Source organism: Patescibacteria group bacterium, from assembly GCA_028692545.1.
In the GTDB taxonomy this organism is placed as follows: domain Bacteria; phylum Patescibacteriota; class Patescibacteriia; order UBA1558; family S5-K13; genus STD2-204.
Window position 1 is genome coordinate 148997 of record JAQUXC010000001.1, and the last position, 19011, is coordinate 168007.

A 19011-nucleotide genomic window follows, 5' to 3' on the forward strand; every position below is an offset into this window, starting at 1 on the left:
TAAAATTATGAGTATATTAAATACAAAAGAAAAATATCTAAAAGAAGTCGGACCAAAAATGATGAAAGATTTTGGTTATAAAAATATTCTTTCTATACCAAAGATTGAAAAGATTACATTAAATGTTGGACTTGGAAAATCTCTTACAAATAAAGACCTTGTAAAGGTAGTTGAGAGTACTCTAAAAAGAATAACAGGTCAGACATCAGTTCTTACAAAAGCAAAAAAGTCTATTTCAGCATTTAAAATTAGAGAAGGTATGGTAATTGGAGCAAAAGTTACTTTAAGGGGTAAAAGAATGTATGATTTTCTTGATAAATTGATTCATATTACATTTCCTAGAGTAAAAGATTTTCATGGAATAGACGTAAGAAAAAAACATATAGATAAAATGGGAGGTTTTTCATATGGATTCAAAGAACATATAGTATTTCCTGAAATAAAAGCAGATGAAGTAGAATCAATACATGGATTGGAAATTAATATGACAACTACATCAGAAAATCCTGCAGAAACTTATTTTCTATTAAAATATTTAGGATTTCCTTTTATTATAGATGAAGAGTTTGAACAGAAGTTAAAAGATCAGTATTTTTCTAAAAAGAATAAATAAAACCCAGTTAATCTGGAAAAAATATTATGGCTACAAAAGCACAAATAGTAAAATCAAATAGTAAACCAAAATACTCAACACGATCAAATAATAGATGTTGGCGTTGTGGAAGAGGTAGATCTTATATGAGTGATTTTGGAATATGTAGAATATGTTTTAGAGAATTAGCAAGTAAAGGTGAATTACCAGGAGTAAAAAAAAGTAGTTGGTAAATTATTAATAAAATTATTAAATAATAAGAAATATTTAAATATATGATGACAGACCCAATAGCAGATATGCTAACTAGAATCAGAAATGCTCAGGCTGTAAAAAAGCAAGAGGTTGTTTTTCCTTTTTCTAAAATAAAATATGAAATAGCAAAACTGCTCGTAAGGGAGAATTTTATAGAATCTGCTGAAAAGATTTCTGAAAATAAGTTTGATCAAATAAAGATAGTTTTGAAATACAAAGAAAATGGAAAACCATTTGTAGAACATATAAAGAGAATCAGTAAGCCGGGTCAGAGAGTTTATATAAATAACGGAGAAATACCAAATGTTTTAAATGATTTAGGTTTGGCAATATTATCTACATCTCAAGGTATTATGACAAACAAGAAGGCAAGAAGAATGCAAATAGGTGGAGAATTATTATTTGAAATTTGGTAGAATTAAGTTGAAAAGTCATAAAGTACAAAGTTGAAAGTACTTTATAACTCAGAACTTTATAACTTTAAACTAAAAATTATGTCAAGAATAGGCAAACAACCAGTAAATATTCCAGAAAATGTTCAAGTAAAAATTGAATCAGGTGTTATTTATGTTGATGGACCAAAGGGAAAGTTGAATCAAAATTTGGTACCAAATGTAAATGTGGAAATAAAAGAATCACAAATTATTGTAAGTGTTGATAATCCAAAGAACAAAGAGCAAAGAGCAAAATGGGGACTACAAAGAAGTCTTATAAATAATATGGTTATTGGAGTCACAAATACTTTTGAAAAAAAGTTAGAAATAAATGGAGTTGGATATAAGGCCAGTATTAGCGGTCAAAAATTGACAATACTTGCTGGATATTCTCATCCCGTAGATTATGATTTACCAGAAGGAATAAGTGGATCAGTAGAAAAAAATTTAATAACAATTGTAGGTATAGATAAGCAGTTAGTAGGAACTGTAGCTGATAAAATAAGAAAAATTAGAAAACCAGAGCCTTATAAGGGTAAGGGTATAAGATATTTTGGAGAAGTAGTAAGAAGAAAAGAAGGAAAAACTTCTAAGAGTTAATATATCCAGCTGAGCTGGGGATAAAAAAATATATGGATAAAAATATTAAAAAAGATGTTTCAAAGAAAAGAATTCATAATAGAGTTAGATCTGTTGTAATAGGTACTGCAGTAAGACCAAGAATGAGTGTATTTTTCAGTTTAAAACATTCATATGTTCAGCTTATTGATGATGAGAACAGTAAAACACTTATTAGCGCTAATGATAAAGAGTTGAAATTAAATGGTAAGAATATTAAGATAGCAGAAGAACTTGGAAAATTAATAGCAAAAAAAGCAAAAGAAATAAAAATTGAGAATGTTGTTTTCGATAGAGGATCTAAAAAATATCATGGCAAAGTAAAGGCATTGGCTGATACTGCCAGAGCAGAGGGTTTAAATTTTTAAGGATAATTTTATTATATGAGAGAAAAATTTCAAAAAAGAGAGAAGCCAGAATTTGAACAAAGATTAGTAGATATAGCTAGAGTTACTAGAGTAATGGCAGGCGGAAAAAGACTCAGATTCAGAGCTTGTGTTGTAATCGGAGATTTAAATGGAAGAGTAGGTTGGGGTATAGCAAAAGGAGCCGATGTTTCAATTGCTATAAACAAAGCTGTTTCAAAAGCAAAAAAGCAAATGATAACTGTAAATACATACAAAAATACTATAGCTCATGAAGTGAAGAAAAAGTTCAAATCTGCTTTTATTTATTTAAAACCAGCACCTGAGGGAAGAGGGGTTATAGCAGGCGGTGTTGTAAGAGATGTTATGGAACTTGCTGGTATAAAAGATATTATTGCAAAAATGTATGGTTCAAATAGTAAAATAAATAATGTAAGAGCTACATTTGAAGCATTATCTGATTTAAGATTACTAGAAGAAAAAAAATCTGATTCAAAAGAAAAGGTATTAGAAAAATCAGAATCTATTTTAGTAGAAGATATAAAAAAAGAAGAATAAATAATTAAAGATAAATAGTTAGAGAATTAGAATGTTAGAGTCAGATAAATTATAAATAATATCTCTGACGCATTAACTAATTAATACGCTAACTCACTAAATATATGTTGACTCTAAGTAATTTAAAGATAAATAAAAAATCTAAATCAAAAAAGCAACGTCTTGGTCGTGGTAATTCTTCTGGCCGTGGTAATTATTCTGGCCGTGGTATGAAAGGTCAAAGGTCAAGAAGTGGTGGAAAATCAGGATTAAAGAGACTCGGAATGAAAAAATTAATAGCTCAATTGCCAAAACATAGAGGTTTTAATAGAATTAGTGAAAAATTTGAAGTTTTAAATTTATCAATATTAGAATCAAAGTTTAATACAGGAGATGAAGTGAGTGTAAAAACTTTATTGAAATTGGATTTAGTGTCATCTATAAAAGCTAATGTAAAAATATTAGGCAAAGGTAATCTAACAAAGAAATTGAAAGTGAAGGCTCATGATTTTTCAAAATCTGCCAAAGAAGCTATAATAAAAGCTGGTGGAGAAGTAATAGAGACTCCTAAATTTAAAAAGAAACCAACTCTTAAGAAATCAAAGAGAGTTGCACATAAAGATTAAAAATGTTAGAAAAGATAAAACAAATCTATAAGATTAAAGATCTAAGAAATGCAATTGGATTTGTTTTTGTCATGCTTATAATAACTAGAATAGTTGCACATATTCCTATTCCTGGAGTAAACATTGCAGAATTAAAAAACTTTTTTGAATCAAATCAAATTTTAGGATTATTGAATATTTTTTCTGGAAATGGATTAAAAAATTTTTCTGTAGTAATGCTTGGAATCGGTCCTTATATTACAGCTTCTATTATTGTTCAGCTTTTAACCATGATAATTCCTTCACTTGAGGCAATATCAAAAGAAGGTGAGTCAGGACAGAAAAAAATAAATCAATATACAAAATATTTAACAGTACCACTTACAATGATGCAGAGCTATGGTTTTATTAAATTGTTTCAAAATCAATCTCAATATTCTATAATAGGGCATCTTAGTGTAGCTCAATATATAGTAGCGCTTGTTACAATAGCAGCGGGTACTATGTTTTTGGTTTGGATAGGTGATCTTATTACAGAGAAAAAAATTGGAAATGGAATTTCACTTTTGATATTTGCTGGTATAGTTGCAGGTTGGATTTCTTCTATTCAAGGAATGATAGCTGTTTATGATCCATCAAAATTATTTGGTATACTAGCTTTTCTATTTGTAGCACTTGCTACGGTAGTTGTAGTAGTTATTATAAATGAAGGACAGAGGAATGTGCCTGTTTCTTATGCAAGACGAGTTAGAGGAAATAAAATGTATGGTGGTGTAAATACTCATTTACCACTCAAAGTAAATCAAGCAGGAGTTATTCCTATAATTTTTGCTATATCTCTTATTCTTATTCCACCTATGATTGCAAAGTTTTTTGCTTCAGCCGGAAATCATATAGTATCTGGCTTTGCAAACTTTATAATTAATTTATTTCAAAATCAGGTTTTTTATGGAGTAAGTTATTTTTTGCTTGTTGTTGGTTTTACATATTTTTATACTGCTATTATATTTCATCCAGATCAAATATCAGAAAATTTACAAAAACAAGGTGGATTTATTCCAGGAATAAGACCTGGTAAGCATACAGCAGAGTATTTACAAAACATTGTTACTCGTATTAATTTAGCAGGTTCTTTATTTTTGGGAGCTGTTGCAGTGTTACCTGTAGTGTTACAGAGTCTTACAAAAGGATTAGGTTCTATGGTTATAGGTGGTACTAGTATACTTATAGTAGTATCAGTTGTTATAGAAACAGTAAAACAAATAAATGCTCAACTTACAATGAGAAATTACGAGGAACTTTAATAATTGCATAATTGAATAATAGTTCAATAGTTTAGTTGAATTCGGATTTTTATCCGATTTTTTGTTTATTTATACTATTTGACATTATTGATTATTTGTGATATAATGATATATTGAAAAATTAATAAAAAAATTGTCATTCGTAGCCTTGGCGAAGAATGACAAGGAGGAAAAATGTTTCAAGGCATGGTTATGGGCATTATATTCGGTATTATTACCGTATTAGTAGCTCTGGTATTTGGGATTTTTATCCCAAGTCCGTACAATCAATATGTTGCCGTTTTTGTGACAACATTGTTTATGTCAGGGCAAGTTGAAAAATTTTTCTGGAAAGTGTTTTTGTCAATTGGGATGGGATTCGTTTTTTGGCTAGTTCTATTAGCCGATCCCAAGCCAGCAATGACACCAGCTGTGACGTTTTTTTCACATGCCGGAGTAGCACTTGTTGGACTCATAATTTTCCATGAATTCAGAAAAGAAAAAGATTAGTCCCATCTTTAGGATGGGACAAAATATATCAGGGCAGGTCGGAGGATCTGCTCTTTTATTATTGTTTTTGGTATGAAAATAGAGTAATATAATTATACATATTATTAATTATAGGGAAATAAAAATATGAACATAGTATTTTTGGGAATGCCTGGAAGTGGAAAGGGGACTCAGGCTGAAATATTATCAAAAAAGCTAAATATTCCAATGTGTTCTACTGGAAATTGTTTTCGTAAAAATATAAAAGATGGTACAGAACTTGGTAAAAAAGTAGAAGTTATTATTTCACGTGGAGAGCTTGTTCCAGATAAAATTACATTTCAGATGTTAAAAGATGAAATACAAAATACTGATTTTTCAAATGGGATTATTTTGGATGGTTATCCAAGAGATTTAGAACAAGCTGAAAAATTGGATGAAATTTTAAAAGTTGATATAGCTTTTAACATAGAAATGTCACAAGAACAAGTACTTCTTAGAATAGGTGGAAGGAGAACATGTAAATGTGGAGCTACTTATCATATAGAATTTAATCCCCCAAAAAAAGATGGAATTTGTGATGTATGTGGAGAAGAATTATTTGTAAGAGATGATGCAAGGCCAGAAATTATAAAAGAAAGAATAAAAGTTTACAAAGAACAAACAGAACCTCTTATAGAATATTACAATAATAAAGGAGTTTTAATAAATATAAATGGAGATCCTATAATATCAGAAGTGACAAAAGAAATATTTGAAAAATTAAAACTATAAAATGATTACAGTAAAGACAAAAGAAGAAATAGAAATTTTATCCGAAGGAGGACAAATATTAGCCACTGTTTTAAAAGAAGTGGGTGAATATGTAAAGGTTGGGGTAAGTACAAAAGAGCTTGATGATCTTGCAGAAAGATTGATATTAAAATATGGTGGACTTCCATCATTTAAAGGTTATGGAGCCGAAAATCCATATCCAGCTACACTTTGTACATCTATAAATGATGAAGTAGTGCATTGTATTCCAAATGAAAATAGGATACTCCAAGATGGGGATATTATAGGACTTGATATTGGTATGAGATGGCCAAAAGATAATGGTTTTTTTACAGATCATGCTATAACATTTCCAGTAGGGAATGTAGATTCAAAAATTATAGATCTATTAGATGTAACAAAGGGAGCATTAAATAAAGCAATAAGTATTGTAAGGCCTGGAATGTATATTGGCGATATTGGTGAGACAATTGAAAATTATGTAAAATCAAAAGGAAATTATGGAATAGTAAAAGACTTGGTAGGTCATGGAGTGGGATATGAGGTACATGAAGATCCAAAAATTCCAAATTATAAAACAAAAAGTAAAGGAGAGATATTAAAGTCAGGAATGGTTCTTGCAATCGAACCAATGATAAATATCGGAAGTTCAGATATAAATTTTTCAAGGGATAGTTGGGATATAAAAACAAGAGATGGCTCTATATCAGCACATTTTGAACATACTATTTGTGTGACAGATTATGGATGTAAAATTTTAACAACTATTTAATTATTTTTATGACAAGATTTTTGGGAATAGATTATGGAAGTTCAAAAATAGGTCTTGCATTAGGTGATAATGAGCTCAAGATGGCTTTTCCTTTTAAAATTTTAAGTGAGGAATTTTTTTGGACAGATATAAAAAGTATTATAAGTAGAGAAAATATAGATGAAATAGTTTTAGGTCTTCCAAAAAATCTTGAAAATAATGATACAAATCAAACAAATTTTGTATTGGAATTTTTAAAAAAACTAAGATCAGAAATAAATCTACCGATACATTTAGAGGATGAAAGAATGACTTCACTTATGAGTCAAGGAATGCAAGGTAAATATGTAAGGTCTGATTCTAGAAAAAGTAGTAGAAAAAACAAAATCAAAATAAAATCAGATGACGATGCGTCTGCCGCAGCTATAATATTAGAATCTTATATAAAAAGAAATTATGATTTATAAAATAATTTTATATTTTTCTATATTTTTAATATCAACTTTTTTAAGTTATATTTTTGCATTATGGATGAAAAAAATATCTTTCAAATTAAATATTTTAGATTATCCAAATGAAAATAGAAAAGTGCATGATAGACCAATTCCGCTTTTGGGTGGATGGGCAATTTATATTGTTTTTGTTTTGATGATGATAATTTTTTGCCTGTTTTTTAAAAGTTGGATTTTTAGTCCAAGTATAGATATTCTTCAAATTGTGGGAATACTATTCGCTGGATTTATAGTAATGCTTGGGGGAACATTGGATGATAAGTATAATTTTTCTGCAAAAAAACAATTGATTTTTATCCTTTTGGCATGTGTCTTTATAATATTCACAGGGACAAATATAAAATTTATAACTCGTCCGGGTGGAGGAGTAATAGACTTAACTGGCCCAGAAATGAAATTTTTTGGATTTAATATATCTTTGTTTGGTGCAATATTTACATTTTTATGGCTTATTATTATTACAAATACAACAAAATTACTTGATGGTTTAGATGGACTTGCAGCGGGAATTACTGAGATAGGAATGTTTGTGCTGTTTATAGTGAGTTTGTTTTGGGATAAGCCATATACTGGAACATCTATTATGATTTTGATTTTTTCCGGTGCAATATTTGGATTTCTTATTTTGAATTTTTTCCCAGCAAAAATATTTTTGGGAAATGGAGGAAGTAATTTGTTAGGACTTATGCTTGGAGCTTTATCTATTATAAGTGGAGCAAAAATTGCCACAGCGCTTCTTGTAATGGGACTTCCACTTCTTGATATGACTTGGGTAATAATTCAAAGGATTATAAAAAAAGAATCACCATTTACTCATGCTGACAAAAAACATTTACATTTTCGTTTACTTGAAATAGGCTTTAGTAAAAAACAGTCAGTTTTGTTTATGTATTTTGTATCAATAGTTTTTGGACTTGTAGCACTTTTTCAAAATACGATAGGAAAAATTTCTACAATATTAGCACTTTTTGTATTTACTATTTGTATTTTCTTTTATATTTATAAAAAAAGAGATGAAAAAAAAGTCCTTAATAATAATTAGTATTTTGATACTTGTATTTTTGTTTGTATTGTATTTTGATATCAAAAAAGTTCATGCACCAGAAGTTGCAAAAATTGTTATATCATCTTATGTAATAAACGTAGAATTAGCAAAGACGGATATTCAAAAATCCAAAGGACTTTCAAATAGAGATAATTTGTGTGAAAATTGTGGTATGCTTTTTCTTTTTGACGAATTAAAATTACATAATTTTTGGATGGGAGAAATGAGATTTCCACTTGATATTCTATATATAAAAGATTATGAAATAGTAGAAATATTTAAAAATATTCCAGTTTTTACAGATAATGATTATACAAGAATTTATCCTACTAAAAATGCAAACAAAGTTTTGGAATTAAATGCAAATTGGTGTGATAAAAATAATATAAAAGTTGGAGATAAAATTAATTTGATAAATGAATAATATAAAAATAAAAGTTGAATATGTGTATGAAAAAGGTGTTCATAAAATAAGTGAAGACTCATATTTGATTGGCAAAAATATTTTTGGTGTTTTTGACGGTGCTGGAAGTCTTATAAATTATGTAGATAAAGAAGGTTATACAGGCGGATATTTAGCTTCTAATATATGCAAAAATATTTTTCAAAATGAAAAACTTGATTTGTATAAACTAGCAATAAAGGCAAACAATGAAATACAAAGACAAATGATGGAAAATTGTATAGACATGTCAAAAAAAGAAAATCTTTGGAGTACAACAGTTTCTGCTATAAAAATTAATCATAAAGATAAAACATTTGAATGGATACAAACAGGAGATTCTTTGATTATTGTAATTTATAAAAACAATAAATATAAAGTTTTGATAAAAAATTATGATCATGATAGTGAAACCCTTCTTTTGAAAAAAGAATTATTGGTTTCTGGTGATAAAGATATTAAAACAAAATTATTAACACAAATGTTGAAAGTTAGAAGAGGAATGAATAAAAAATATGGAGTATTAAATGGAGAGTCCAGTGCTGTAAAATTTTTGAAAAAAGGTAAACTAAAAATTGATAATATAAAATATGTATTAATGTTTACAGACGGTCTATTTTTACCAAAAATTGATCCAAAATTACCAGATGATTTTGATAAATTTGTAGAAATGTATATGAAAGGTGGCTTTTTGAGAATAAAAAAATATGTAAGAAAGTTGGAGAATACAGACTTAGACTGTTATAAGTATGTAAGATTTAAAAAACATGACGATATAACTGGAATAAGTGTAACTTTTGAGGATGAAAATGCTTAAATTGAATGGTTGACTTTTTCATCTTATTGTAGTAAAATTCTATTACTATATTTATAAATTTAAAACTAGTAAATCATATGAAATTAGCAGTTATAAAAACAGGTGCAAAGCAATACAAAGTAAAAGAAGGTGACAAAATCAAAGTCGAAAAAATAATTGGAGCAGAAGGTGAAAAATTTGAATTTGATAATATTCTTTTAATAGCTGACGGAGATAAAGTAGAGCTTGGCAAACCAAATTTGGATACAAAAGTAGAAGCAAAAGTTCTAAAACAAGTTAGGGCTAGAAAGGTCAGAGTAGAGAAGTATAAAAATAAAACAAGATATCACAAGGTATATGGTCACAGACAACATTTTACAGAACTAGAAATTACAAAAATATAATCATTGCTTCAAATAAAAAAAGTCCCATTGAGCTAAGCTTGATGGGGCTTTTTGTTTATATTGAATATTGTTAATTTTTATAATTTTTTTGGAGGTAGTGGTATAAACATACTTGTCTGTTTTTTATATTCTAGAAATTCTGGATTTTTAGACATTTTTTTCTCTAAAAGTGGAATTCCAGAAATTTTTAAAATAAGGATTGTAATTGTAATTGGTCCAATAATTCCAACTAATCCATTTGTAACATTTATTGCAATCAACCAAATACCCCACCACTGTGTAACTTCACCGAAATAATTAGGATGTCTCGTGTATTTCCAAAGTCCAGTTTTCATAAGCTTGCCATTATTTTCTGGATTTTTAATAAATTTAGCAAGTTGAGAATCTCCGGTTGACTCAAAAAAGAACCCAATAATCCATATTATTATTCCAAAGAAATCAATTATTGATAAATTGGTATTTGAATTTTTATTTATAATTAATACTGGCAAACATATAATAAATAATAAAACACCTTGTAAAATATAAACTTGTATGTATGATCTAATGTAAAAATATTTTCCCCAAGATTTTCTCCACTCTTGGTATCTGTAATCTTCTTTTTTATTTTTGTTACGTTTGTAAATGTGTAATGCTAATCTAATTCCCCATATACTAACAAGTATTGCAACAATTAACATGCGAAAATTATAATTATTTGAAATGAAAAAAGATATCCATGTAAGAAGTACAAAACCTAAACCCCAAGCCACGTCAGCAAGATCATTTCTTTTTTTAATTAAAGAAATAATAAACCAAACATTCATGTAAATGAATAATGTAATTATCAAAATTAAGTAATAATTCATAATTATATTTTAGTTATAATAAAAAAACTTATTACACAAACTAGTGCGGATACTACTGTACCCCAAATTAAATCAATAATAGTAACTATAAGTGGCCAATCTTTTATTGTAGCGAGATTTGTTAAATCGTATGTTGCATAAGTAATTAATCCAAAAAGTGCACCAAATAAAAGTGCATGTATCCAAGAATTTTTTTCTAAAGCAGGGGTAATAACAAAAATTGTAATTCCAAGAATAAAAAGCAAATAAAAAATGATTGCTGATAGCCAGTTGATATTTGTTTTCATTAGGAATCCAATTTGTTTTGCATAGAAATTCTTTGCTATCAGTCCTAACCATAGCATATCAATAGCAAAGAAAACCGGTAGGGCAGTAAAATAAATTTTTGTAAACATAGGTTAATATATTACTTAATTAATTTTATTTGCTTATATTTTAAGTTTAGTACTTATTTCTATTTTATTCCATTCTTTTTTAATTATTTCTTCTTTTTCAACTTTTTTTGGTCATTCTTTTTCCACCTTTTTCTAGAAAAAGGTGGAGCTAAAAAGTCGCGAGCACATAAAAATTTTTAAATTTATCATTTCGTCAAGCTAAAACTTCAAACGTTACCTGTTTGTAACCTGAAGTTTTTTTACGCTTGACTTCATTCAAATTTTAAAAAATTTTTATAAGCTCGCCTTCTATTAATTCTGGATGTATTTTGTATATATCCTTCATAATTTCAATAAATTTTTTCTTATCTCCAATAAAGTGGTTCAAATTTGTTTGTGTAAATAAACTTTTACTTGATTCTGGAAAAGATTCTATATTGATCAACTCAGGATTACTTAATAAGAAATATGCTTTATACGTTCCCATCCAAAACGATATATTATTTGTAATTTGTTCATATAATAAAATCGAATCTAGTAGCACATACATGTTCATCTCTGGATTGAATTCTAATATACCATCTGGATCGTTATCTGCATGTTTAAAAAAGTTTTGATAGCTTCTTGTTTTAGTTATAAAATATGACTTTTTATCATCTTTAACGTATGCTAAAAGTTTATCATAAATAAGTGAGGTTGCCTTGAACTTTTTGTTACTTTTTAGATCTAATAGTATTTTTTGTGACGCAGATGCAAGCGTATGTATTGACACAATATCTTGGTCATTTAAAAAAAGTTCTAAAGCGCAGTCAAGTTGTCTTTTAGATGCTTCTATTTTTGTTATTTTATAGAAAGTCATAATTATTTAATTTCTCTTCTATTTTCTAGAGCAGAGGAGAGAGTGATTCCGTCAGTATATTCTATGTCAGAGCCCATTGGAATACCCCGCGCTAGACGGGTAATTTTTATAGTAGAATTTGCCAAAATATTTTTTATATAATTTGTTGTAGCTTCTCCTTGAATATTTGCATCAAAAGCAATAATTATTTCTTTTGTATTTTCGGTTTTTACCCTGTTTAATAATTCTCTTATATATAATTTATCCGGAGTAATTCCTGAAATAGGATCAATGAGTCCGCCAAGTATGTGATATAGGCCATTGAATTTTTTTGTATTTTCTATTGTTTCTAAATCTTGTACACTAGAGACAATGCATAATGTAGTTTTGTCTCTATTTGAATCAGCACAAATACTGCATGGATTTGTGTCAGAAAATTTGTGACATAATTGACATACTTTCAAATTTTTTAAATCTTCAAGGGAGTTTGTAAATTCTTCAATTTTTGCTTTTGGTTTTGAAGCAAGAAACAAAGCAAGTCGCTCGGCCGTTTTTGGACCTATTCCTGGAAGAGTAGTAAATTGGTTTATTAGATTTTGTAAATGTTTGGAATACATTATAATTAATTTTGAATGATTAATGATGAATGATGAATAAATTTAGGAATTTTTTAATTTTGAATTATTTCTTAATGAAGATAGTATTTTTCCAAATATTAAAGTTAATTCCTCTGCTTCTCTTTGTGTATTTTGAATTATTGAATTTTCTGTTAAATTATTATCTTTTATTATTTTTAGCCAATATTTTGTTTCACAAATTTCCTTTTTACAAATATAAATTTTGTTTTTAAAATCATTTTTTGAGCATGCATTATTGGCTTCAGCATAATTTGCACCTACACTTGTTCCAGATTTTATTAATTGAGTAATTATTGGTTTGTTTATAACATCTTGAGTAATAGATTTATAAAGTTCTATTACTAAATTCGAAAATTTAGTAGTTCTAACTTCCAGATTATAGTCTGGATTTTTTAAATCGCTTTTCATTTTCTTAATTTAATAATTAAATAATTTATTCAAAATTTTAAATTCATAATTAGAAATTAAGATCTGGCATTTTTATTTCACCTGACTTAAATTTGTCTGACATAATTTTTTGAATTTTCAAGATTGCGTCATTGAACAAATTTGGAATAATATTTTCCAATTCTTTGTTAGAAATTCCATCTGGAATATTTATAGATTGAACTTTTTGATTGCCGTCCATTTTTAATACAACACCACTTCTACTAACTTCTACAAGTTCTTGAGAAAGAGAACTTTGCATTTGTTTTGCCTGTTGTTTTAAATCTTTTATTTGATTTAGTTTTGAAAATACGCTCATATATTTTTTTGTTTTATTAATTATTGTTTATTTATAGATGTCACCTCGAGCGTAGTCGAGAGGTCTCGAAGTTAAATTTTATTATAAATAATTGCGAGATTTCTCCACTTTGTCCCGCTCAGCGGGACTACGGTCGAAATGACTTCTGATTTTAAAATTTTAATATTCTTGTGATGGAGGAGGAACACTACTACCTTTTTCTAAGCTTTTGAAACTTACAGTTTCTTGATCAAAAAACAATCTTACCATTCCAGTGGGTCCATTTCTATGTTTTGCTATATGAATTTCTGCTGTACATTTTTCTTCAGGTGTAAGATCTTCGAATCTGTAACTTCTATCAGCGGCTTTTCTGTAAATAAACATTACTACGTCAGCATCTTGTTCAATAGAACCAGATTCTCTTAAGTGAGCTAATTTTGGTATAGCTGGTTTGAATTGTTCTACTGCTCTAGATAATTGTGATAATGCTATGATAGGAATGTTTAGTTCTCTTGCAATAGTTTTTAGACCTCTTGTGATTTCTGCAACTTCTTGAACACGAGATTCTGCATTTGCTTTGCTTTCCATAAGTTGTAAATAGTCAACTATAAGGAGAGAAAGATTGTGTTCCAATTTTAATCTTCTAGCCTTTGTTCTTATCTGCATTATATTCAAACTTCCAGAATCATCTATAAATATTTTACTTTCAGCAAGTGTGCCCATTGCATTTCCTATTCTTGGAAAATCGTCATGTTCATCCCTGTCAGACAATCTTCCTGTTCTCATTTTCCATAGAGATACTCCCGCTTCAGCACATAATATTCTGTCTACAAGTTCTTCTTTGCTCATTTCAAGAGAAAACAATCCCACACACTCTTTATTTTTTGTAGCAACGTGTCTTGCTATATCAAGAGCAAAACTAGTTTTTCCAACACTAGGACGAGCAGCTATAATAATAAGATTTGATTTTTGAAATCCAGCAAGTAAATTATCTAGATCCACATAGCCAGTAGGAATACCTCGAAGCTTGCCTTTGTTTTTGTGAAGCTCATCTATTCTATCAAAAGTGTCATGAAGTACGCTTGAAATTGCAATAAAATTTTGTTTTAAAAATTTTTGTGAAATACCAAAAAGTTTTTGTTCTGATTCATCTAGTACATTGTCTACGTTTTCTGTCTCGTTGTAGGCAAGGGACGTAATTTCAGAAGATGCTTTTATAAGTCTTCTAAGTGTTGCTTTTTTTTGTACTATTTCTGCATAGTATTTTACATTGCTTGCTGTGACAACTGAATTTGAAAGACTTGCAAGATAAGTTTTTCCACCAATATTTTCAAGCTCATTTTCTTCTGTCAAAATATTACTAACAGAAAGTAAGTCTATTGGCTCTCTTTTATCATATAAACTTATACATGCTTTGAATATAATTCTATGAGCTGTTTTATAAAAATCATCTTCATTTATAGAGTCAGCGATTTTATTTATAGCCTCTGGATCTATAAGAACAGAGCCTAATACATTTGCTTCAGCTTCTAAATTATGAGGTGGTATTTTATCTTTTGTGTCTGTATTAAAATTATTCATTTTTTTTCTTTTAATAGTGTTTATATTTTATCAGAAATAGGGTTTTGAGCAAGTTATTTAGTACACAATTTATACCCTGTTTTTAGGTGAAAGTATTACTTGACATGACAATATTTATGTTGTAATGTATATACAAATAGAATCCTTAGGAGAAGAGATGAAAAATACTACAATAGTAGCAATATGCATAATAATATTAGTGTTCTTTGTAAGCTGTAAAGAACATAATTCCGAAAATTCCTCAAAAGAAAAGGTTATTTATAGCAAGAGCGATTCCTTGCAAAACGCTGTTTCAAAAAAAACCCCAGAAAAATTCGAAGGGTTAAGTAATGAGATGATTCAAAAAATAAAAACCCATACAACAGACCAAAAAATAGTGAGAGTAATAAAAAACTCTCGCGGTCTGGAAAGCCTTATGGGTCATCCTGTTATTGGAACTGTAACGGTAGTAAATCCAAATGGGAAAGTATTAAAAAATTTCCCCAATGATTTACACTATATGGGGGACGTTGTTATAGAAGACAACCTCAAACATATTTGGGTTTTTAGAAATTCTTTTGTGTCGCATAAGGGGGATCGTCTTGAAACTTTAGACGTATTAAGTAATGATGAAAGTGAATTGGATCAAACCAGTAACTATGCTTATGATCAAACTTTAGATATAAAATACAATCTTTCTATCCCATTTTCTAAACCAATTTTAGTAAATAACCAAAAAACCAAATCCATGCGATTCACTTCTGATAGTCTATCTATCAAAGAAAAAGAAACTTTTTCAAGTGAAAGCTTGGAAAGATATAAAATTATACAGAATGCTATAAACGAGACTATGTCTCGTATTGTAATACTTCAAGGTAAACTTGAAGATCCAATTGTTTTCAATAATGATAAACTCAATACTCAATTTAAAGATGAGTTGAGTCTTCAATATGACCTACTGAATAAACAGCAGGAATTTATAAAGGAGTTTGAGACCTTACGTGAATAAGCGTCTTAGTTTGAAAACAGATTAAGACTATCAACATAAATTATCGACCACCAGACTGAGGTTTGGTGGTTTTGTTTTGTTGACTGATCGTTGGCAGGGCGATTTTAATTTTAAGATATTAATTATAAACAATAATGGTTGATCAATTTTATTGTGACAATTTTGATGTTTAAAAAATTTAGTTAGAGTCAATAATAATATGAAAATCAAGGTTTTTAAAAATAAATTAAGTTTAATTATTATAATTTTAAAGTGTTGTCAAGCTATTGAGCTATTACGTTATGCTTGACAAAAATTCAATAATATGATATCATTTAACAATGAACAATGTGGCAGTTGTTCCAATTGATGGCATAATGCCCGATTGAAAAGCCAAATAAAGGAGGAACCGATGAAAAGGTTCAAATTAACGCCACTTGAGAAGGCCTGCCTTCTTAAGAAAGCAGGGATTATTGAATCCCTGGCCGAGTATGATAATAGTTTTAGTGTTAGGGAGTTTGATACTCCCTACGACCCTAAAAAATCCCCGGCCATGGAATTCTCATGGGATGAAGCCATGGAATTCCGCTCATATAGGAAAGTCTTTAAGATCCTATTTTCTGGGAAACTGTTCGTAGTAGTTGAAAACTACTGGGAAGGGCACACCCCAGACAATGATGGCATATGTCAATATTTCTACGTCTTCCAATCGGAAGGCGAGGAAATAGACAATGCGCGAATAATTTGCGCAAAACTTGAGGAGCTTTTTCGTTCCTCAAAAACTCATCTACCTGAGGCATTGGAAATGCTCAGGGTAGAATACCCAAATGTTCTTTCCATTCCATCAACCTAATTTTAATTAGGTTGAAAAAAAATATGTTTGACCTGGACTTTGTTCGGGTCATTCTTTCTTTATAAAAGAACTTGTAGTATCTTGAAAAAATAACGGTTTTAAATCAACTACAGGCAGGAAAAATGTCGCCCAGCTATTGAGCTATTACGAGGGTCTTGATTTTTGTTAAATTATATGCTATAATCAATGTAATTATATAAAAATAACATCTATTCTATTAAATTTAATATATTTTATATATAAAATAAAAATAAAAATAAAAATAAAAAATTATGAACATTCTTGAATTTCAAAAATATAAAAAATTATTTAATAGAAAGTCTTTACATTTGGGCAATTATGCGTTGCTCTTTTTAGTTATTTTTGTTTTATCAATATCACTATTATTCAAAGTACCAACAGATAGGTCTTTAATAACTAATGCATTATCAAAAGAAGGGGATTCTATTGATGAAGGAATATCAATAATACCAGACAAACCACTAATTGTTAAAGGATTGTCAAATGATTCTATACCAACACAAAGTAAAACATGGACATGGTCTAGTGATGATGTAAATGCTATATATAGATATGTAATAAATCAAAATGAAACACATAAATTTACTGATGAAAAATATGGTACTACGACAACAGCCACTCAAGCATTCGGAGATGGAATTTATTATATACATGTTCAGGCACAGGATAGTCTAAAAAACGTAAGTTTAGTTGAAACTGTTTATGCTGTTTTGGACAATACAGGGCCAACCATAACTATCTTTGGATTTAATCCAACATCAATATATCAATATTATACATATATAGATGAAGGTGCTATGGCAATAGATTCTATAGACAGTAGTCATACGACAATTCATGTTACAATGGAAAACGATGTTAATACCTCAATAATAGGAAATTATTCTGTTCAATATATAGCATCTGATAAATTAGGTAATATTAGTACGTCTACAAGAGTAGTAGATGTTTTAGTTAGACCATCAACAGGATCAGTAAATGGAATGATATAGATATTAATAAAGATAATAATATAGATAAAACTAAGAATGATAAAAATAATGTAAATAATAATGTTGAAAACATAATTAGTGAAGATAAAGATGTTGTTGTTGATGTTGAAAACATAATTAGTGAAGATAAAGATGTTGTTGTTGATGTTGAAAACATAATTAGTGAAGATAAAGATGTTGTTGTTGATGTTGAAAACATTGGTTTATTTATTAAATCACTAGATTCATCAACGGTTTATCTTTTAGATGAGAATAATATAAAACGTCCATATATAAATCAAGGGGTTTGGAGTTCTTATTTTGGTACGGATTATTCTCCTATAAGCATAGTTAATAAAACAGAAATTTTGAATTATCAATTAGGAAATCCAGTTTTATATAAATCAGGCACCCTAATCAAAATACAATCAGATTCAAAGGTATATAAAATTACTGAAAATAATATTTTAAGATGGATTGTATCTGAAGAAGTCGCGGAAAGATTATATGGCAAACTTTGGAATACATTAATTTATGATATACCGGAAATATTTTTTTATGACTATGTCATTGGGGAAAATATTGAATAATTAAAAATTTAAACAAAAAACACCTTATATGAGCTGTGCCCTATTTAGTAGATACTAACAAAAAGACGTTTTATGGTTGTTTTGTTGGTAATATGTTATTTTTAAATATTTTTGGGGACAATTTTGAACATACTTTAGGGTGGTAAAATATTTATTATTCTACTTTACATGTGGTATAGGTGTTTCACTTTTATAGATTGTTATTAATCTATCTTCCGCAATACCATTAATTGGTGCATCTGGAGTAATAGCTGGTAGGGGGTTATCTAGTGTTGTTTCCGCAGTATCCGAAATGAAAAAAAGTTAAAAAAAATTGGAGATATATTTTTTATAAAAATATATATTTAAATAACAAAAAACGCTCATTTCTGAGTGTTTTTAGGTTTGAACCACGACAAGGTGTTGAGTCCTCTTGAAGTTCTTAAAGGGTGGTACGCCGTGGAGGACTTGAACCTCCGACCATCAGCTTAAAAGGCTGTTGCTCTACCAACTGAGCTAACGGCGCATAAACCTTGTATTGTTTAAAATCAATAAATTTATAATAAGATTATCATATACCTTTCTAATAGTCAATAATATGTACAGTTAACACTAATAGGTAACACTTGGTATACTTAGGGGTAACACTGTTAACTAATAAACAAATATATGCCTTTAAAACCAAGTTATCCAAAAGAAAAGCGAGTTTTATGGTATTTAGGAGT

The 19011-nt window shown here is 28.7% G+C and carries 27 protein-coding genes and 1 tRNA gene; 20 read left to right on the forward strand and 8 right to left on the reverse strand.

Translation table 11 applies throughout. The annotated features are described in order from the left end of the window. Positions 1-13 precede the first annotated feature (13 nt). The 16 genes from rplE (at position 14) to rplU (ending at position 9902) form a co-directional block, all read left to right on the forward strand. Positions 14-613, forward strand: a complete 600-nt coding sequence (gene rplE, locus PHZ07_00865) for a 50S ribosomal protein L5 (protein ID MDD3284127.1) — start codon at positions 14-16, stop codon at positions 611-613. 26 nt (positions 614-639) lie between these two features. Next, on the forward strand, positions 640-825 hold the full coding sequence (locus PHZ07_00870; protein MDD3284128.1) for a type Z 30S ribosomal protein S14: 186 nt from the start codon (positions 640-642) through the stop codon (positions 823-825). Between the two features lie 42 nt (positions 826-867). Then, positions 868-1263 (forward strand): 30S ribosomal protein S8, encoded by a 396-nt coding sequence (gene rpsH, locus PHZ07_00875; protein MDD3284129.1) that lies wholly within the window; start codon positions 868-870, stop codon positions 1261-1263. A gap of 78 nt (positions 1264-1341) precedes the next feature. After that, complete coding sequence (gene rplF, locus PHZ07_00880) at positions 1342-1881, forward strand: 50S ribosomal protein L6 (GenBank protein ID MDD3284130.1); 540 nt, start codon at positions 1342-1344, stop codon at positions 1879-1881. Positions 1882-1913: 32 nt separating this feature from the next. Continuing rightward, positions 1914-2267, forward strand: coding sequence for a 50S ribosomal protein L18 (gene rplR, locus PHZ07_00885; GenBank protein MDD3284131.1), 354 nt, complete (start codon positions 1914-1916; stop codon positions 2265-2267). A gap of 15 nt (positions 2268-2282) precedes the next feature. Beyond that, a complete protein-coding gene (gene rpsE, locus PHZ07_00890; protein ID MDD3284132.1) occupies positions 2283-2822 on the forward strand; it encodes a 30S ribosomal protein S5 in 540 nt (179 codons plus the stop codon). A gap of 104 nt (positions 2823-2926) precedes the next feature. After that, a complete protein-coding gene (gene rplO, locus PHZ07_00895) occupies positions 2927-3427 on the forward strand; it encodes a 50S ribosomal protein L15 (protein ID MDD3284133.1) in 501 nt (166 codons plus the stop codon). A gap of 2 nt (positions 3428-3429) precedes the next feature. Continuing rightward, the gene (secY, locus tag PHZ07_00900) at positions 3430-4710 is read left to right on the forward strand and encodes a preprotein translocase subunit SecY (GenBank protein ID MDD3284134.1); all 1281 of its coding nucleotides are present in this window, start codon (positions 3430-3432) and stop codon (positions 4708-4710) included. Between the two features lie 174 nt (positions 4711-4884). Continuing rightward, positions 4885-5199 carry a hypothetical protein gene (locus tag PHZ07_00905; GenBank protein ID MDD3284135.1) on the forward strand — a complete coding sequence of 105 codons (315 nt, stop codon included), beginning with the start codon at positions 4885-4887 and terminating at the stop codon, positions 5197-5199. A 126-nt stretch (positions 5200-5325) separates the two neighbouring features. Then, positions 5326-5952: an adenylate kinase gene (locus PHZ07_00910; GenBank protein MDD3284136.1), complete on the forward strand. Its 627-nt coding sequence runs from the start codon at positions 5326-5328 to the stop codon at positions 5950-5952. Between the two features lies 1 nt (position 5953). Then, on the forward strand, positions 5954-6724 hold the full coding sequence (gene map / locus PHZ07_00915) for a type I methionyl aminopeptidase (GenBank protein ID MDD3284137.1): 771 nt from the start codon (positions 5954-5956) through the stop codon (positions 6722-6724). A gap of 8 nt (positions 6725-6732) precedes the next feature. After that, on the forward strand, positions 6733-7170 hold the full coding sequence (gene ruvX / locus PHZ07_00920) for a Holliday junction resolvase RuvX (GenBank protein ID MDD3284138.1): 438 nt from the start codon (positions 6733-6735) through the stop codon (positions 7168-7170). After that, positions 7160-8257, forward strand: a complete 1098-nt coding sequence (locus PHZ07_00925; protein MDD3284139.1) for an MraY family glycosyltransferase — start codon at positions 7160-7162, stop codon at positions 8255-8257. Before ruvX ends, PHZ07_00925 begins: the two co-directional genes overlap by 11 nt. Continuing rightward, positions 8229-8684: a DUF192 domain-containing protein gene (locus tag PHZ07_00930; protein ID MDD3284140.1), complete on the forward strand. Its 456-nt coding sequence runs from the start codon at positions 8229-8231 to the stop codon at positions 8682-8684. The genes PHZ07_00925 and PHZ07_00930 overlap by 29 nt, the downstream gene beginning before the upstream one ends. Further along, entirely contained in the window at positions 8677-9519 is an 843-nt protein-coding gene (locus PHZ07_00935; protein ID MDD3284141.1) for a hypothetical protein, read from the forward strand. The genes PHZ07_00930 and PHZ07_00935 overlap by 8 nt, the downstream gene beginning before the upstream one ends. A gap of 77 nt (positions 9520-9596) precedes the next feature. Beyond that, positions 9597-9902 (forward strand): 50S ribosomal protein L21, encoded by a 306-nt coding sequence (gene rplU / locus PHZ07_00940; GenBank protein MDD3284142.1) that lies wholly within the window; start codon positions 9597-9599, stop codon positions 9900-9902. A 77-nt stretch (positions 9903-9979) separates the two neighbouring features. On the opposite strand, the gene PHZ07_00945 is transcribed toward rplU, so the two are convergent. The 7 genes from PHZ07_00945 to dnaB form a co-directional block, all read right to left on the reverse strand. Continuing rightward, positions 9980-10750 carry a DUF1295 domain-containing protein gene (locus PHZ07_00945; protein ID MDD3284143.1) on the reverse strand — a complete coding sequence of 257 codons (771 nt, stop codon included), beginning with the start codon at positions 10748-10750 and terminating at the stop codon, positions 9980-9982. 2 nt (positions 10751-10752) lie between these two features. Next, positions 10753-11145, reverse strand: coding sequence for a DUF2177 family protein (locus PHZ07_00950; protein ID MDD3284144.1), 393 nt, complete (start codon positions 11143-11145; stop codon positions 10753-10755). Positions 11146-11407: 262 nt separating this feature from the next. Beyond that, positions 11408-11983 carry a hypothetical protein gene (locus PHZ07_00955; GenBank protein MDD3284145.1) on the reverse strand — a complete coding sequence of 192 codons (576 nt, stop codon included), beginning with the start codon at positions 11981-11983 and terminating at the stop codon, positions 11408-11410. Between the two features lie 2 nt (positions 11984-11985). Then, positions 11986-12579, reverse strand: coding sequence for a recombination mediator RecR (gene recR, locus PHZ07_00960; protein ID MDD3284146.1), 594 nt, complete (start codon positions 12577-12579; stop codon positions 11986-11988). Positions 12580-12621: 42 nt separating this feature from the next. Next, positions 12622-13008, reverse strand: coding sequence for a four helix bundle protein (locus PHZ07_00965; GenBank protein ID MDD3284147.1), 387 nt, complete (start codon positions 13006-13008; stop codon positions 12622-12624). Between the two features lie 49 nt (positions 13009-13057). After that, positions 13058-13345 carry a YbaB/EbfC family nucleoid-associated protein gene (locus PHZ07_00970; GenBank protein MDD3284148.1) on the reverse strand — a complete coding sequence of 96 codons (288 nt, stop codon included), beginning with the start codon at positions 13343-13345 and terminating at the stop codon, positions 13058-13060. Between the two features lie 159 nt (positions 13346-13504). After that, positions 13505-14905, reverse strand: a complete 1401-nt coding sequence (gene dnaB / locus PHZ07_00975; protein MDD3284149.1) for a replicative DNA helicase — start codon at positions 14903-14905, stop codon at positions 13505-13507. A 157-nt stretch (positions 14906-15062) separates the two neighbouring features. On the opposite strand from dnaB, the gene PHZ07_00980 reads away from it, so the two are divergent. The 4 genes from PHZ07_00980 (at position 15063) to PHZ07_00995 (ending at position 18307) form a co-directional block, all read left to right on the forward strand. Further along, the gene (locus PHZ07_00980; GenBank protein MDD3284150.1) at positions 15063-15893 is read left to right on the forward strand and encodes a hypothetical protein; all 831 of its coding nucleotides are present in this window, start codon (positions 15063-15065) and stop codon (positions 15891-15893) included. A gap of 391 nt (positions 15894-16284) precedes the next feature. Continuing rightward, positions 16285-16725, forward strand: coding sequence for a hypothetical protein (locus tag PHZ07_00985; protein ID MDD3284151.1), 441 nt, complete (start codon positions 16285-16287; stop codon positions 16723-16725). Between the two features lie 272 nt (positions 16726-16997). After that, complete coding sequence (locus PHZ07_00990) at positions 16998-17738, forward strand: DUF5011 domain-containing protein (protein MDD3284152.1); 741 nt, start codon at positions 16998-17000, stop codon at positions 17736-17738. A 347-nt stretch (positions 17739-18085) separates the two neighbouring features. Beyond that, entirely contained in the window at positions 18086-18307 is a 222-nt protein-coding gene (locus tag PHZ07_00995) for a hypothetical protein (GenBank protein ID MDD3284153.1), read from the forward strand. Positions 18308-18736: 429 nt separating this feature from the next. Here PHZ07_00995 and PHZ07_01000 read toward each other — a convergent pair. Next, positions 18737-18812, reverse strand: a tRNA-Lys gene (locus PHZ07_01000). Positions 18813-19011: the final 199 nt, after the last annotated feature.

Excerpts from the sequence above, each read along its gene's own strand:
- PHZ07_00870 (MDD3284128.1), top strand. The coding sequence starts at position 640 with ATGGCTACAAAAGCACAAATAGTAAAATCAAATAGTAAACCAAAATAC.
- rpsH (MDD3284129.1), top strand. The coding sequence starts at position 868 with ATGATGACAGACCCAATAGCAGATATGCTAACTAGAATCAGAAATGCT.
- rplF (MDD3284130.1), top strand. The coding sequence starts at position 1,342 with ATGTCAAGAATAGGCAAACAACCAGTAAATATTCCAGAAAATGTTCAA.
- rplR (MDD3284131.1), top strand. The coding sequence starts at position 1,914 with ATGGATAAAAATATTAAAAAAGATGTTTCAAAGAAAAGAATTCATAAT.
- rpsE (MDD3284132.1), top strand. The coding sequence starts at position 2,283 with ATGAGAGAAAAATTTCAAAAAAGAGAGAAGCCAGAATTTGAACAAAGA.
- rplO (MDD3284133.1), top strand. The coding sequence starts at position 2,927 with ATGTTGACTCTAAGTAATTTAAAGATAAATAAAAAATCTAAATCAAAA.
- secY (MDD3284134.1), top strand. The coding sequence starts at position 3,430 with ATGTTAGAAAAGATAAAACAAATCTATAAGATTAAAGATCTAAGAAAT.
- PHZ07_00905 (MDD3284135.1), top strand. The coding sequence starts at position 4,885 with ATGTTTCAAGGCATGGTTATGGGCATTATATTCGGTATTATTACCGTA.
- PHZ07_00910 (MDD3284136.1), top strand. The coding sequence starts at position 5,326 with ATGAACATAGTATTTTTGGGAATGCCTGGAAGTGGAAAGGGGACTCAG.
- map (MDD3284137.1), top strand. The coding sequence starts at position 5,954 with ATGATTACAGTAAAGACAAAAGAAGAAATAGAAATTTTATCCGAAGGA.
- ruvX (MDD3284138.1), top strand. The coding sequence starts at position 6,733 with ATGACAAGATTTTTGGGAATAGATTATGGAAGTTCAAAAATAGGTCTT.
- PHZ07_00925 (MDD3284139.1), top strand. The coding sequence starts at position 7,160 with ATGATTTATAAAATAATTTTATATTTTTCTATATTTTTAATATCAACT.
- PHZ07_00930 (MDD3284140.1), top strand. The coding sequence starts at position 8,229 with ATGAAAAAAAAGTCCTTAATAATAATTAGTATTTTGATACTTGTATTT.
- PHZ07_00935 (MDD3284141.1), top strand. The coding sequence starts at position 8,677 with ATGAATAATATAAAAATAAAAGTTGAATATGTGTATGAAAAAGGTGTT.
- rplU (MDD3284142.1), top strand. The coding sequence starts at position 9,597 with ATGAAATTAGCAGTTATAAAAACAGGTGCAAAGCAATACAAAGTAAAA.
- PHZ07_00945 (MDD3284143.1), bottom strand. The coding sequence starts at position 10,750 with ATGAATTATTACTTAATTTTGATAATTACATTATTCATTTACATGAAT.
- PHZ07_00950 (MDD3284144.1), bottom strand. The coding sequence starts at position 11,145 with ATGTTTACAAAAATTTATTTTACTGCCCTACCGGTTTTCTTTGCTATT.
- PHZ07_00955 (MDD3284145.1), bottom strand. The coding sequence starts at position 11,983 with ATGACTTTCTATAAAATAACAAAAATAGAAGCATCTAAAAGACAACTT.
- recR (MDD3284146.1), bottom strand. The coding sequence starts at position 12,579 with ATGTATTCCAAACATTTACAAAATCTAATAAACCAATTTACTACTCTT.
- PHZ07_00965 (MDD3284147.1), bottom strand. The coding sequence starts at position 13,008 with ATGAAAAGCGATTTAAAAAATCCAGACTATAATCTGGAAGTTAGAACT.
- PHZ07_00970 (MDD3284148.1), bottom strand. The coding sequence starts at position 13,345 with ATGAGCGTATTTTCAAAACTAAATCAAATAAAAGATTTAAAACAACAG.
- dnaB (MDD3284149.1), bottom strand. The coding sequence starts at position 14,905 with ATGAATAATTTTAATACAGACACAAAAGATAAAATACCACCTCATAAT.
- PHZ07_00980 (MDD3284150.1), top strand. The coding sequence starts at position 15,063 with ATGAAAAATACTACAATAGTAGCAATATGCATAATAATATTAGTGTTC.
- PHZ07_00985 (MDD3284151.1), top strand. The coding sequence starts at position 16,285 with ATGAAAAGGTTCAAATTAACGCCACTTGAGAAGGCCTGCCTTCTTAAG.
- PHZ07_00990 (MDD3284152.1), top strand. The coding sequence starts at position 16,998 with ATGAACATTCTTGAATTTCAAAAATATAAAAAATTATTTAATAGAAAG.